At 64.1% G+C, this 13,770-nt stretch carries 10 protein-coding genes; 5 read left to right on the top strand and 5 right to left on the bottom strand.

Annotated elements, in window-relative coordinates; translation table 11 throughout:
- Positions 1-64 precede the first annotated feature (64 nt).
- Positions 65-1,033, bottom strand: a complete 969-nt coding sequence (locus tag MUO32_RS11335; RefSeq protein WP_257948390.1) for a flagellar biosynthetic protein FliO — start codon at positions 1,031-1,033, stop codon at positions 65-67.
- A 304-nt stretch (positions 1,034-1,337) separates the two neighbouring features.
- On the opposite strand from MUO32_RS11335, the gene cckA reads away from it, so the two are divergent.
- Positions 1,338-3,935, top strand: coding sequence for a cell cycle histidine kinase CckA (gene cckA, locus MUO32_RS11330; protein ID WP_374708660.1), 2,598 nt, complete (start codon positions 1,338-1,340; stop codon positions 3,933-3,935).
- A gap of 5 nt (positions 3,936-3,940) precedes the next feature.
- On the opposite strand, the gene MUO32_RS11325 is transcribed toward cckA, so the two are convergent.
- From MUO32_RS11325 to MUO32_RS11315, 3 genes are read right to left on the bottom strand one after another with little or no spacing between them, the layout of a single operon-like run.
- Positions 3,941-4,300 carry a VOC family protein gene (locus MUO32_RS11325; protein WP_257948388.1) on the bottom strand — a complete coding sequence of 120 codons (360 nt, stop codon included), beginning with the start codon at positions 4,298-4,300 and terminating at the stop codon, positions 3,941-3,943.
- 51 nt (positions 4,301-4,351) lie between these two features.
- The gene (locus MUO32_RS11320) at positions 4,352-5,278 is read right to left on the bottom strand and encodes a pseudouridine-5'-phosphate glycosidase (protein ID WP_257948387.1); all 927 of its coding nucleotides are present in this window, start codon (positions 5,276-5,278) and stop codon (positions 4,352-4,354) included.
- Between the two features lie 46 nt (positions 5,279-5,324).
- Positions 5,325-6,272, bottom strand: a complete 948-nt coding sequence (locus MUO32_RS11315) for a carbohydrate kinase family protein (RefSeq protein ID WP_257948386.1) — start codon at positions 6,270-6,272, stop codon at positions 5,325-5,327.
- Between the two features lie 234 nt (positions 6,273-6,506).
- Between MUO32_RS11315 and recA the strand changes: the two genes are divergently transcribed.
- The 4 genes from recA to MUO32_RS11295 all read left to right on the top strand — a co-directional run bounded on the left by recA (position 6,507) and on the right by MUO32_RS11295 (position 11,964).
- The gene (recA, locus tag MUO32_RS11310) at positions 6,507-7,592 is read left to right on the top strand and encodes a recombinase RecA (protein WP_257948385.1); all 1,086 of its coding nucleotides are present in this window, start codon (positions 6,507-6,509) and stop codon (positions 7,590-7,592) included.
- A gap of 59 nt (positions 7,593-7,651) precedes the next feature.
- Positions 7,652-7,927, top strand: coding sequence for a hypothetical protein (locus tag MUO32_RS11305; protein WP_257948384.1), 276 nt, complete (start codon positions 7,652-7,654; stop codon positions 7,925-7,927).
- Positions 7,928-7,959: 32 nt separating this feature from the next.
- Positions 7,960-10,620, top strand: a complete 2,661-nt coding sequence (gene alaS / locus MUO32_RS11300; RefSeq protein ID WP_257948383.1) for an alanine--tRNA ligase — start codon at positions 7,960-7,962, stop codon at positions 10,618-10,620.
- A 111-nt stretch (positions 10,621-10,731) separates the two neighbouring features.
- Entirely contained in the window at positions 10,732-11,964 is a 1,233-nt protein-coding gene (locus MUO32_RS11295; protein ID WP_257948382.1) for a GGDEF domain-containing protein, read from the top strand.
- Here the strand turns inward: MUO32_RS11295 and MUO32_RS11290 are convergent.
- The gene (locus MUO32_RS11290; RefSeq protein WP_257948381.1) at positions 11,961-13,628 is read right to left on the bottom strand and encodes a SulP family inorganic anion transporter; all 1,668 of its coding nucleotides are present in this window, start codon (positions 13,626-13,628) and stop codon (positions 11,961-11,963) included. The two genes, MUO32_RS11295 and MUO32_RS11290, sit on opposite strands and share 4 nt — an antisense overlap.
- Positions 13,629-13,770 lie beyond the last annotated feature (142 nt).

Genomic DNA, 13,770 nt, shown 5'->3' with positions numbered 1-13,770 from the left:
ACTTGTCTCTATCGCTGCGGTGAGACAGGTTTTAACGCCGTTCCGCCAGGCGGTGGTGGGAAAATCAGCCCTTGCGGTTTGCCGCGATTTCGCCGAGCAGGCGCGCCATTTCCGCTTCCGTTTCCTCGCGGCTCTTGGCGACGGGCTGGACCTGCGCGCCCGCTGACGTCGCCTGGCTGGTGATGGCTGCGGGCTGCGCTACGGTGCGGGCGGCGCTTGTGGCCGCCGCATTGCTCGCCATTTCCGCTTCGAGAATCCTTTCGAATTCACTGACCAGCGCCGGATTGTCGGCGACATTCGATACCGGCCTGGCGATAGCAGTTGTCGTCACCGGCCTCTGGACGGGGTGGCCGACTGTCGCCTGGGCGGTCGTGGTAACGGCAGGCTGCGTTGCCAACACGCGCTGACGGCTCTGTTCCAGCACGTCTTCGGCACGCCGCTCCGGCGTGCGCTGCTGGGCGGTCGCCGGGTTCTGCTGCTGCGTCGTGACCGGTTGCGTCACCGGGCGGACCTGTGCGGCGCGGACGGCGGCTTCGTCGTCGCCGGCATAGAGCACCTTGCTCATGGAGGACACGCCATCCGGAGCGGCTGCGGGGCGGCGTTCGGTGGCGCCGGCGGTCGCAGACGCCGTGGAACGCGCGGCGGCGATTTCCGCAGCGCGCACGGGTGTTTCCTGCAACACCGGCGCGGGCTCGGCGCGCTCGACCTTCTGGACCGGTTTTTCCACCGGATGCTCAGTGGCAGAGGGTGTCGCAATGCGCGTCTCGATGACGATGTCGGTTGGCCCGCCGATCATGATGAGGTGTTCGACATCGTCGCGGCGCACCAGCACGAGGCGGCGGCGTGTGTCGATTGCGGCGGCATCCAGCACGGCCAGGCGCGGCGTGCGGTTGCGTCCGCCGCGAATGAAGGGCGAAGAGGGACGGCCACGGACGATCCACAGCACCAGCGCGAGGCAGAGGAGGCCGAGCAACACCACCACGGCGGCGATGACGAACTTCGTGCCGTTCTCCGCGAGAATCTCCTGGAACATGGCGCGCACTCCTTACTCGGCAGACTGGCCCATGGGGCCGATGCCGCATTTGACGGCTTTTTGCGGGCTCCTACAAGCGCTTGTCACGTGTTGTCCAGCGCCTATTGTCCCCATTACCGTCGCGCAAATAGCGCAGGTGCCGGAAATTGCGACGGTTTGCCGGGAATATTCCCTGTGAATTCGCGAGCTTGCTTTCCCTCGACGGCTTTTTACGCTTCCCTCCTGCGGATAAAAATGATTCTGGCATCGGATCCGGCTGCAAGCGCTGCACCGAACCGTTGCGAATGAGGGAATGATGACGACGATGAAGCGGCCTGGCGAGGACAACCTGCCGATCGTGGACCGCAATGTGCGGCCGGCGGTGGCGCTGCGCGTCGTCGTGCTTGCCGCCGTACTGGCCGCATCCGCCGGCGCCTTCATCGTCTTCAAGAACCAGCTCGACAACGAACTCGTGCTCGGCGTGCTTGGTGTCCTTGCCATGGCCGGCATCTTCTTCGTCGTCTCGGCGCTCATCGGCTTTATCGAGATCATGCCACAGGCCGCAGGCTCCGACGATCTTGCGCGCTCCTTCCTCGATTCCCACCCCGATGGCACTGTCGTCACCGACCGCAAGGGCCGCATCGTCTATGCCAACGCCGCCTATGGCGCACTGACCGGGGCTGTGGGCTCGACGCAGGTGCAGACGCTCGAAACGCTGCTGTCGCGCAACCGAGACGCCACCGAGGCCGTCTATCGCCTGACGAACGGCCTGCACGAGGGCAAGGAGGGTGCGGAGGAATTCCGGGTCCAGAAGGCGCTCAATCCGTCTTCGGCGAGTGGATCGGGCGCTCATTGGTATCGCCTCAAGGCACGTGTTCTGCCGAACCGCGACAAGGCCAGGCAGCCGCTCTATATCTGGCAGATCTCCGACATCACCTCCGAGCGTGACGATCAGGAACGCTTCTTCAAGGAGCTGCAGAACGCCATCGACTATCTCGACCACGCGCCCGCCGGCTTCTTCTCCGCCGGCCGCAAGGGTGAGATCGTCTATCTCAACGCCACGCTCGCCGAATGGCTCGGCATCGATCTGGCGAAGTTCCATCCGGGCTCGCTGTTGATTGCCGATGTGGTGGCGGGCGAGGGGCTTGCCCTTATCCAGTCCGTGCAGGCCGAGCCCGGCCACAAGCGGACCGAGACGCTGGATCTGGATCTTCGCAAGACCAACGGACAGAGCCTGCCGGTGCGCATCGTGCACCGCGTCTCCTCCATGCGCGACGGCGCGCCCGGCGAAAGCCGCACCATCGTTCTGGCGCGCGAAGAGGGCGGCGAGAGCGATCAGTCCGCTTCGATCGCCTCGATGCGCTTCACGCGGTTTTTCAACAACACGCCCATGGCGATCGCCTCCGTCGATGGCGGCGGCCGCATCCTGCGCACCAATGCACCGTTCCTGAAACTGTTCTCCGGCGTCGTCTCGCGCGACGATATCGACCGTGGAGCCAAACTCGAAACCATCGTGCACGAGACGGATCGTCTGCGCCTGCAATCGGCGCTCGACGCCGCCAAGGACCGTCAGGGCGACATCCCGCCGCTCGATTCGCTGCACCCGGCGGATGACGGCCGGCATTTCCGTTTCTATGTAAATGCCGTCATCGACCAGAGCGACGAGGCGCCGGAAGAGGCGGCCATCGTCTATGCCGTTGAAATCACCGAGCAGAAGGCGCTCGAGACGCAGATGGCGCAGACGCAGAAGATGAATGCAGTCGGCACGCTGGCGGGCGGTATCGCCCATGACTTCAACAACGTGCTGACGGCGATCCTGCTCTCCTCCGATCACCTGCTGCTCTCCGCCCGCCCGGCGGATGCGAGCTTCGCCGATCTCATGGAGATCAAGCGCAACGCCAACCGCGCCGCGGTGCTGGTGCGCCAGTTGCTCGCCTTCTCGCGCAAGCAGACGATGCGCCCGACCGTGCTGAACATGACCGATGTCATCGGCGATCTGCGGATGCTCGTCGACCGCATGACGGGCACCAACGTCAAGATCGGCGTGGAATACGGGCGCGATCTCTGGGCGGTCAAGACCGACCTCGGCCAGTTCGAGCAGGTGCTGATCAACCTCGCCGTCAATGCGCGCGACGCGATGCCCGAAGGCGGCACGATCACCTTCCGCACCCGTAATGTGCCGGCCGAGGAGGCTGCTGCGCGCAACCTGCGCGACCTGCCGCCGGGTGACTATGTCGAAGTCGATGTCGCCGACCAGGGCACCGGCATTCCACATGAGATCATCGACAAGATCTTCGAACCCTTCTTCACGACGAAGGAAGTCGGCAAGGGCACCGGCCTTGGCCTTTCCATGGTCTACGGCATCGTCAAGCAATCCGGCGGTTACATCTATCTCGATTCCGAGGTCGGCAAGGGCACGACCTTCCGCATCCTCATGCCGCGCCATATTGAAGAGGTTGTTGCCCCCGAGGCCGTCGCTTCAGGGGAGGCTGGCGCTCAGCAGCTGCCGGCGGCCGTAGCGACGCCCGAAAAGGAGCCGCGCGACCTCACCGGCGGTTCGGCCGTCGTGCTGCTGGTCGAGGACGAGGAAGCGGTGCGTCGCGGCGGCAAGCGCATGCTGGAAACACGCGGATATACGGTGCACGAGGCCGGCTCCGGCGTCGAGGCGCTCGACATCATGGCAGAGCTGAACGGCGCCATCGACATCGTCGTTTCCGACGTCGTCATGCCCGAAATGGACGGTCCGACGCTGCTGCGCGAACTGCGCAAATCCTATCCCGACATGAAGTTCATCTTCGTCTCCGGCTACGCCGAAGACGCCTTCGCCCGCAACCTGCCCGCCGACGCCAAGTTCGGCTTCCTGCCGAAGCCGTTTTCGCTGAAGCAACTGGCTGAGGCGGTGCGAGAGATGTTGGACGCCTGACGGTTCTAGCGCACGGCGATGCCGCGGCTTGAGACGGAGACGGAGTTTCCGTCCGGATCCCTGGTGTTTGCGAAAGAATAGTCCCCAGCGCGATGGATTGGGCCGAAAGGGAAGCCGCGGGCGCTGCTCGCAACACAGAACGCATCGACATCCGGCACGGAAAAGACGAGCTTCACCGTCGATTGCCCCGTTTTCTGGCCCTTGGCGGCGGGATGGAGCATCAGATTGGCGCCTCCTTGCGGATCGGCGAGCTCCACGATCCGGTCGCCCTCTGTCCGGTGAATTTCCAATCCGAACAGTGTCTTGTAAAAATGTGCTGTCTTTTCGACATCGCGCACATAGAGCAGGATTCGCGTCAACGCCATGTCATGCTCCAGATCAAGGGGCGGCCGGCGCAAACCGGCCGCCCGATAGGATCAATCCACCAACGCCACGGCAATCTCCGCCGCGAGCCGCGCATTGTTTTCCACGAGTGCGATGTTCGTCTTCAGGCTCCGGCCATCCGTCAGATGGAACAGGTTGTCGAGCAGGTAGGGTGTCACCGACTTGCCGGCGATTTCGTCGCGCTCGGCGTTGTCGAGGGCGCGGGCGATGTAGATTTCCATTTCCTCGCGCGGAATTTCGTCGGCTTCCGGCACGGGATTGGCGATCAGCATGCCGCCATCGACGCCGAGCTGGTCGCGTACCGTCTGGAAATTGGCGATCGCTGCCGGGCTGTTCAGCGTCAGCGGGCTCTTCAGGCCCGAATCGCGCGACCAGAAGGCCGGGAAGACGGGGCTGTCATAGGTCACGACCGGCACGCCGCGCGTTTCCAGCACTTCCAGCGTCTTGGGGATATCGAGGATCGCCTTGGCGCCGGCGCAGACCACGATGACGCCGGTGCGCGAGAGTTCATCGAGGTCGGCGGAGATGTCGAAGGTCTCCTCGGCTTTGCGGTGCACGCCGCCGATGCCGCCGGTCGCAAAGACCTTGATGCCGGCGCGGGCCGCGCCGATCATCGTGGCGGCGACGGTGGTGGCGCCCGTGCGGCGCTCGGCGATGGCAAAGGCGAGATCGGCGCGCGACAGCTTCATGGCGCCCTGCGTCTGTGCCAGCACTTCCAGCCGCGCCTCGTCGAGGCCGATATGCAGCACGCCGTCGATGACCGCGATGGTCGCCGGTACGGCGCCCTGTTCGCGGATGATGCGTTCCACGCTGCGCGCCATCTCGAGGTTGCCCGGATAGGGCATGCCGTGGGTGATGATCGTCGATTCGAGCGCGACGATCGGTGCGCCGCGGGCCTTGGCGGCGGCAACTTCATCCGAATATTGCATCGGCAGAAGGGGAGAGACGGGTCTGGTCATGGGATGTCCTTACAAAATCCTGGGAGGAAATCTGGGCAAAAAAGTCTCATGGCAGGATTTGCGCTTGCGGCACAAGGGAAAGTGCGGCCGCAAGGGCTGCCTGCGACATTTCTTCGGCCACGGCCAGCGGCGAGCGCACGGTGATCGCCGCCGTGGCCACGCCATGGCGAAGCGCCTCTTCGATGCCGGCGCCGCCCAGAAACGCGCCGAGAAAGCCGGAGGCCAGCGAATCGCCGGCGCCGGTGACATCGCCAAGCTCGGGAATGGCCGGCGGCACGACGCGTGCTGCGCGCGTCTCGTCAAAGGCGATGACGCCATGGCCGCCGCGTGTCACGACGCCGGCGGAGAGACCGGTGGCACGCAGCACCGTCGGCCAGTCCTCCGGGTTTTCCGGGCTTTCTCCCGTCAGCGCACGCGCCTCGGCTTCGTTCATGAAGAGAAAGGCGAGGGCTGTCAGGCTTTCGCGGAACCGCACGACCTTTGCCGGCGAAATGGCGATGCCGGCGATCGGCACGCCTGCGGCCATCGCGGCTTTGCTCATTGTCGCCAGCGTTTCGGCCGGCAGGTTGGCGTCCGTCAGGACAAGTGCTGCCGAGGCGATGGCCTCGCGCATCGCCCTCTGCTGCAGGCGGCGTGGCGAAAACAGCCGGTAGAGGTCCATGTCGGCGAGTGCGATGACGAGGTTGCCGTCCCGCTCGATGATTGCCGTATAGCTCGGCGTCGCCCGATCGAGGAAGATGAAGGGCGTGTCCTCGACGCCCGCTGCCTTCGCCGCCGCCGCCACGATATCGCCGTCCGCATCGCCGCCGCGTGGCGACACCAGCCGCACGGCATGGCCGAGCCGGGCAAGATTGCGCGCCGCATTGAAAGCACCGCCGCCCGCCTCCACGAACCATCCGCCGGGATTGCTCGCCCCCGGCGCGGTTTCGCCGGCAATGCGTCCGCGCCTGTCCACATGGGCGCCGCCCATCACCAGTATCGTTCTGTCCGTCATCGTCTTCCTTCGTGCCCGTCTGCCGATTCGGTGGCTCCGGCTGTGGCCGGCAGTCGGTCTGTTTCTGTTCCTGCGCCGCTTTCATCCACTTGAAACGAAAGTAGAACACGCCCCGGATTTGCAAAAATATTCAAATGGATGAATGGTTCTTGCAAAACGAGAACAAAATGTGTACATACCGTTCATCGACGGCTTCGTTGCCTGTCTTGCTTCAATAACCTAAAGGTGGACCAAATGGCACAGAACACTTTGCGGCTCGTAGAGGAAAAATCAGTGGATAAAAGCAAGGCACTCGAAGCGGCTCTCTCTCAGATCGAGCGCTCGTTCGGCAAGGGCTCCATCATGAAGCTCGGCGGCAAGGACAGCATCATCGAGGTCGAGACGGTTTCGACGGGCTCCCTCAGCCTCGACGTGGCGCTCGGCATCGGCGGCCTACCCAAGGGGCGCATCATCGAAATCTACGGTCCGGAAAGCTCGGGCAAGACGACGCTGGCGCTGCAGACCATCGCCGAAGCCCAGAAGAAGGGCGGTATCTGCGCCTTCGTCGACGCCGAACACGCACTCGATCCGGTCTATGCCCGCAAGCTCGGTGTCGATCTCGAAAACCTGTTGATCTCGCAGCCCGACACCGGCGAGCAGGCGCTTGAAATCACCGATACGCTGGTTCGCTCCGGTGCCATCGACGTTCTCGTCATCGATTCGGTGGCAGCACTGACGCCGCGCGCCGAAATCGAAGGCGAGATGGGTGAAAGCCTGCCCGGCCTCCAGGCCCGCCTGATGAGCCAGGCGCTGCGCAAGCTGACCGCCTCGATCTCCAAGTCGAACACGATGGTGATCTTCATCAACCAGATCCGCATGAAGATCGGCGTCGTCTATGGCTCGCCGGAAGTAACGACCGGCGGTAACGCGCTGAAATTCTATGCCTCCGTCCGCCTCGACATCCGCCGCATCGGCGCCGTCAAGGAGCGTGATGAGGTGATTGGCAACCAGACGCGCGTCAAGGTCGTCAAGAACAAGATGGCGCCGCCCTTCAAGCAGGTCGAATTCGACATCATGTATGGCGAAGGCGTCTCCAAGACGGGCGAACTCGTCGATCTCGGCGTCAAGGCCGGTCTCGTCGAAAAATCCGGCGCCTGGTTCTCCTATAACAGCCAGCGTCTCGGCCAGGGCCGTGAGAACGCCAAGACGTTCCTGCGTGATCACCCCGATGTCGCCCGTGAGATCGAAACGTCGCTGCGCCAGAATGCCGGCCTGATCGCCGACCGCTTCCTGGAAAACGGCGGCCCGGACTCGAACGACGGCGGTGACGGCGAGCCCTGATCGCCGCGCGGCGGCCGATCGGCCGCCGCAAATGTGCGCTGCGGTTTGTTGATCACGACATGGATGGGACGAAAATTCGAAAAACCGGCCTCTTCTTCTGGGAAGGCCGGTTTTTTGATGTCTGGACAGGGGAAGAGGCGGGCGATAAAAGCCTTCAGTTCTCGTGCGCGCCCGAGGTTTTCGGCCTTTTCGCCAGATGGGCGGCAGGCGTGTGCAAATTCGACGGAATTCGCGGATGGAGGGTCTTTCTGGGCCTCCGGGCGGGCACTCCGGCCGGCGGGGCGGTTTCGCATCTGCTGAACATGAAAATTTGGTGGATGTTGCGCCTGGCTTGAGGCGCCGACAGTGCAGAGATGAAGGACGCGATATGAGCGGCGTGAATGAAATCCGGTCGACTTTCCTCGACTATTTCCGCAAGAACGAGCATGAGGTCGTGTCGTCCAGCCCGCTCGTGCCGCGCAACGACCCGACTCTGATGTTCACCAATGCCGGCATGGTGCAGTTCAAGAACGTGTTCACCGGCCTCGAGCAGCGTCCCTATTCACGCGCCGTGACCGCGCAGAAATGCGTGCGCGCCGGCGGCAAGCACAATGACCTCGACAATGTCGGCTACACTGCGCGCCACCACACTTTCTTCGAGATGCTGGGCAATTTCTCCTTCGGCGATTATTTCAAGGAGCGCGCGATCGAGCTTGCCTGGAACCTGATCACCAAGGAATTCGGCATCGACAAGAGGCGCCTGCTCGTCACCGTCTATCATACGGATGACCAGGCCTTCGATCTCTGGAAGAAGATCGCCGGCCTGACCGACGACCGCATCATTCGCATTCCGACCAGCGACAATTTCTGGGCGATGGGCGATACCGGCCCCTGCGGTCCGTGCTCGGAAATCTTCTACGACCACGGCGATCATATCTGGGGCGGCCCACCCGGCTCGCCGGAAGAGGATGGCGATCGCTTCATCGAGATCTGGAATCTCGTCTTCATGCAGTTCGAGCAGATCACCAAGGATCAGCGCGTCGACCTGCCACGTCCGTCCATAGACACCGGCATGGGGCTGGAGCGTGTTGCGGCACTCCTCCAGGGCAAGCACGACAACTATGACATCGACCTCTTCCGTGCGCTGATCGACGCCTCCGTCGAGGCGACGGGCGTCAAGGCCGAGGGCGAGGCCCGTGCCAGCCACCGCGTCATTGCCGACCACCTGCGCTCGTCCGCCTTTCTGATCGCCGACGGCGTTTTGCCGGCCAAGGATGGCCGCGGCTATGTGCTGCGCCGCATCATGCGTCGCGCCATGCGCCATGCGCAGCTGCTCGGCGCCAAGGACCCGTTGATGTGGAAGCTGCTGCCGACGCTGGTCGGCGAGATGGGCCGCGCCTATCCGGAGCTTGCCCGCGCCGAAGCGCTGATTTCCGAGACGTTGAAGCTCGAGGAAACCCGCTTCCGCACCACGCTGGAGCGTGGCCTCAACCTGCTCTCCGACGCCACGTCCACGCTGCACAAGGGCGACATGCTGGATGGCGAGACCGCCTTCAAGCTCTACGATACCTACGGCTTCCCGCTCGACCTGACGCAGGACGCGTTGCGCGCGCGCGAAATCAACGTCGATCTCGCGGGCTTCACCGACGCCATGGAGCGCCAGAAGGCGGAAGCCCGCTCGCATTGGGCCGGCTCTGGCGACAAGGCGATGGAAACGATCTGGTTCGAGTTGAAGGAGAAGTTCGGCGCGACCGAATTTTTGGGTTACGACACCGAGATCGCCGAGGGCGTCGTGCAGGCGATCGTGCGTGATGGCAAGGCGGTCGAAACCGCCGCTGCCGGTGAAGAGGTTCAGCTCGTCATCAACCAGACGCCGTTCTACGGCGAATCGGGCGGTCAGATGGGCGATACGGGCGTGATCTCGTCCGACAATGCCAAGCTCACCGTTTCTGACACGCAGAAGAAGGGCGAGGGCGTTTTCGTTCACGTCGCGACCGTCGCCGAGGGCACGCTGAAGGTTGGCGATGCCGTCGCGCTCACTGTCGACCATGCCCGTCGCTCGCGGCTGCGCGCCAACCATTCGGCAACGCATCTGCTGCACGAGGCGTTGCGCGAAGTGCTCGGCACCCACGTAGCCCAGAAGGGCTCGCTGGTCGCGCCCGAGCGCCTGCGCTTCGACGTTTCGCATCCCAAGCCGATGTCGGCCGAAGAGCTGCGCATCATCGAGGACATGGCCAACGAGATCATCGTGCAGAATTCGCCTGTCACCACCCGCCTGATGACGGTGGACGATGCGATCGCGGAAGGTGCCATGGCGCTCTTCGGCGAGAAGTATGGTGACGAAGTGCGCGTCGTCGCCATGGGCACCGGCGTTCGCGGCGCCAAGGCGAACCGTGCCTATTCGGTCGAGCTTTGCGGCGGCACGCATGTCTCTTCCACGGGTGAGATCGGCCTCGTGCGCATTCTCTCGGACAGCGCCGTCGGGTCCGGCGTGCGCCGTCTCGAAGCGCTGACGGGTGAGGCGGCCCGCGCCTATCTCGCCGAGCAGGACGAACGCGTGAAGGCGCTCGCCACCACGCTGAAGGCCCAGCCGGGCGAAGTGCTTGCCCGCGTCGAGGCGCTGGTCGACGAGCGCCGCAAGCTGGAGCGCGAGCTGACGGAAGCCAAGAAGAAGCTCGCCCTTTCCGGCGGCCCGTCGGGCAGCGATGACGGCGTTCGCGACGTTTCCGGCGTGAAATATCTCGGCAAGGTCGTTACCGGCGTCGAGCCGAAGGACCTGAAGAGCCTGGCGGACGAGGGCAAAAAAAGCCTGGGTTCCGGCGTCGTCACCTTCGTCGGCGTCTCGCCGGATGGCAAGGCGAGCGCCGTCGTGGCGGTGACGGACGACCTCACGGGCCGTCTCAGCGCCGTCGATCTGGTGCGCCGCGCGTCCGAAGCGCTCGGCGGAAAGGGCGGCGGCGGCCGCCCCGACATGGCGCAGGCCGGCGGCCCGGATGGTTCCAGGGCGGCCGAAGCGCTGGAAGCCGTGGCGTCAGCCATCGCCGGCTGATCCGGCGCTTCAAACCTTCGTGTATCCACAGGACGGCGGGCTTTGGCCCGCCGTTTGTTTGCGAAGTCTTCAAGCTTTACGCCTAGCATTTGCCCGCGCGGAGAGTGTGTTTTGATTGAAGACCTGATCAGCATTTCGACCTTGATGATCTGTACCTTCCTGTCGACCATCGTCGTCGGGATTTTCATGTTGCAGGTCTGGCTGACCGACCGGCGCCATGCGGCGGCCGGCTACTGGTGCCTCTCCATGTGGGTGGGCTCGGTCTGCACGCTTCTTTTTGCGCTGCGGGCAATCGGCTATCCCATGCTGACCGTCGGCTTTGCCAATATGCTTGCGACCCTCGGCTATGCCCTGATGTGGGCGGGCTTCCGTGTTTTCGATCGGCGTCGGGCCTATCCGCTGGTCGTGCTGGCAGGTCCGGTTCTCTGGAGCGCCGCCTATCTTTTCGTGCCGCAGATTTCGGCCGATGTGAACAACCGCATCATTCTCTCCTCGGCGATCATCTCGGCCTATTCTGTCTGGATGGGCGTGGATATCTGGCGTGGGCGTCGGGGCGAACGGTTGCCCACCCGCACCCTGTCCGCCATTTTCTTCCTGTCGCACGGCATCATCTATTCCCTGCGCATTCCGATGGCGATCGTCTCACCGGCACCGCTCGGCAATGGCACAGCGCATTCCGCCTGGTTCGCGCTCTTCTCGCTGGAACTCTTCGCTCACACGATTCTGGCGGCGGTTGCGATGCTCGTGCTCATCAAGGAGCGCGGCGAGGCGCTCTACCGGCAGGCATCCCGCACGGATGCGCTGACCGGAATTGCCAATCGCGGTTCGTTCTTCGAGGATACGCGTGTGCATCTTGCCGCCCGCAGCGAAGGTACGCTGATGATCTTCGACCTCGACCGCTTCAAGGCGATCAACGATACGCACGGCCATGTCGCAGGGGACACGGTTCTCAAACGCTTTTCCGCGCGTATCTCCGCCTCGCTGGAGGAGGGCATGCTGTTCTGCCGTTTCGGTGGGGAGGAGTTTGCGCTCTTCGCCCCCCGGCATGATATCGCGCGGGCCGAACACTTTGCCGAACGGCTGCGGCAGGACGTTGCCGCGCTGAGCATCCTGAGCGAAGGGCGCGAGATCGGTGTTTCCGTCAGCATAGGCCTTGCCGACGTCGCGACCTTCGGTGCGGATTTCGACCGCCTGCATTCGGCGGCCGACGGAGCACTCTATGCGGCCAAGGAAGCAGGGCGCAACCTCGTGATGCGGGCGACGCCCGCGGCCACGCTTTCCGGCTTTGCCGAGCGTATGCGTTCGCCGTCCGCTTCCTCCACCGGTATCGCTGCTGCGCGCTAGAAGCGTGAAATCCTCTCCAGCGCTTCATTTGCAGTCGCCGTGAAAACGACGTGGGCGTGCAGGTCGTGCGCTTCCAGGAGACGGCGCATATCTGGCTTCAGGCCGGCAATATAGACCTGAACGCCCGAGCGGCTTGCCTTGCGGACAAGGCCTTCGATGACGCTCGCGGCGGTGGAGTCGATCAGCGGAACCTCGGTGCAGTCGAGCACGAAGTTGCGTCGCTGGTCGGCGATGCGATCGAGCACGGAACCGACACTGGCGGCCGCGCCGAAGAAGAAAACCCCGCTGATGCGATACACAACGGTATCGGGATCATCCGCCGCGACGGGGCGCTCCGGCAGGCCGCCATCGTCCTCGCCGGCATTTTCGACGGCGCGCACGAGACGCGGCACGCTTTCCTCGCGGATATCGACCGCCTTGCCCATGCGGTCGATGAAGAGCACGGCGCCGAGCAGGAAGCCGACGACGATACCCTCCGTAAGATCGCGAAACACGACGAGCAGGAAGGTGACGATCACGACGGCCGCATCGCCGCGCGACGAGCGGATGAGGGCGGCGATGGCGGGACGCTCCACCATGTTGAACGAAACGACGGCGAGCAGGCCGGCAAGGGCGGCCAGCGGGATATAGCCTGCGAGCGGTGCGGCGGCGAGCATGAAGAGGAGAAGGAACAGCGCGTGCAGCATGCCGGAGACCGGGCTGGTGGCGCCCGAGCGTACATTCGTTGCCGTTCGAGCGATGGTGCCGGTGACGCAGATGCCGCCGAACAGCGCCGAGCCGACATTGGCGAAGCCTTGTGCGATGAGTTCCATGCTCGAGCGGTGGCGCCGTCCCGTCATGCCATCGGCAACGACCGCCGAGAGCAGCGACTCGATTGCACCGAGCAGGGCGAAGGCGATGGCATCCGGCAGCACGGTAATGACGAGCTCTGGCGAGAACGAGGGCAGGGCCGGCACGGGAAGGCCGCGCGGAAATCCACCGAAGCGTGTGCCGATCGTTTCCGTGGGCAAGGAGAGAAGCGCGGTCGCGACGGAGGCGATGGTAACGGCGATGAGGAGATTGGGCCAGCTCGGACGGAAGCGGCGCAGCACCAGGATGACGGCGATGGTGAGGCCGGCGACGGCGAAGGCCGCGGGGTTGAAGGTCGGGCGTGCGGCCCAGAGGGCGGCGAGCTTTTCGAGGATCGGGCCGGGCTCGCGTCCGTCGAGTTTCAAGCCGAAGAGTTCGCTGATCTGGCTGGCGAATATGATGACGGCAATCCCGGCGGTAAAGCCGACCGTCACGGGGTACGGAATGAATTTTATGTATTTGCCGAGCCGTAGATAACCGGCAATCGCCAGGATGATGCCGGACAGAAAGGTAGCCAGCAATAAGCCCTCTACGCCGTGTCGGGCGACGGTTGCCGAGACCAGCACGATAAAGGCGCCGGCCGGTCCACCGACCTGGAACCGGCTGCCGCCAAGCACGGAGACGAGGAAGCCGCCGACGATGGCGGTGTACAGGCCTCGGTCCGGCGTGACACCGGAGGCAATGGCGATGGCCATGGAAAGCGGCAGGGCGACGATCGCGACCGTCAGCCCCGAGAGCGCGTCCGCCCTCAGGCGCGCGGCACCGTATCCCTCCGCGAAAACGCTGGCGAGTTTCGGCATCAGGGTATCGGTCATGAGCGCCTCGAAGAAGCCGGGGATGGAAAGGCCGGCGGGAGCATCTCACGCCGAGTCGTTCGTCGATGCAATTGATGGACGTCAAGGCCATCAAAAAATGCGGGCAGTCAGAAGCGCAGGATTTGTGAAATCGCTCCGTGCT

Origin of the sequence: Shinella sp. CPCC 101442 (assembly GCF_024704725.1) — a bacterium.
Taxonomy (GTDB): domain Bacteria; phylum Pseudomonadota; class Alphaproteobacteria; order Rhizobiales; family Rhizobiaceae; genus Shinella.
Note: the sequence above shows the minus strand (reverse complement) of the source record. Positions and strands in the feature narration are given on the sequence as shown.

Excerpts from the sequence above, each read along its gene's own strand:
- MUO32_RS11305 (WP_257948384.1), top strand. The coding sequence starts at position 7,652 with ATGGATGGGACGAAAATTCGAAAAACCGGCCTCTTCTTCTGGGAAGGC.
- MUO32_RS11290 (WP_257948381.1), bottom strand. The coding sequence starts at position 13,628 with ATGACCGATACCCTGATGCCGAAACTCGCCAGCGTTTTCGCGGAGGGA.
- recA (WP_257948385.1), top strand. The coding sequence starts at position 6,507 with ATGGCACAGAACACTTTGCGGCTCGTAGAGGAAAAATCAGTGGATAAA.
- alaS (WP_257948383.1), top strand. The coding sequence starts at position 7,960 with ATGAGCGGCGTGAATGAAATCCGGTCGACTTTCCTCGACTATTTCCGC.
- cckA (WP_374708660.1), top strand. The coding sequence starts at position 1,338 with ATGAAGCGGCCTGGCGAGGACAACCTGCCGATCGTGGACCGCAATGTG.
- MUO32_RS11335 (WP_257948390.1), bottom strand. The coding sequence starts at position 1,033 with ATGTTCCAGGAGATTCTCGCGGAGAACGGCACGAAGTTCGTCATCGCC.
- MUO32_RS11325 (WP_257948388.1), bottom strand. The coding sequence starts at position 4,300 with ATGGCGTTGACGCGAATCCTGCTCTATGTGCGCGATGTCGAAAAGACA.
- MUO32_RS11315 (WP_257948386.1), bottom strand. The coding sequence starts at position 6,272 with ATGACGGACAGAACGATACTGGTGATGGGCGGCGCCCATGTGGACAGG.
- MUO32_RS11320 (WP_257948387.1), bottom strand. The coding sequence starts at position 5,278 with ATGACCAGACCCGTCTCTCCCCTTCTGCCGATGCAATATTCGGATGAA.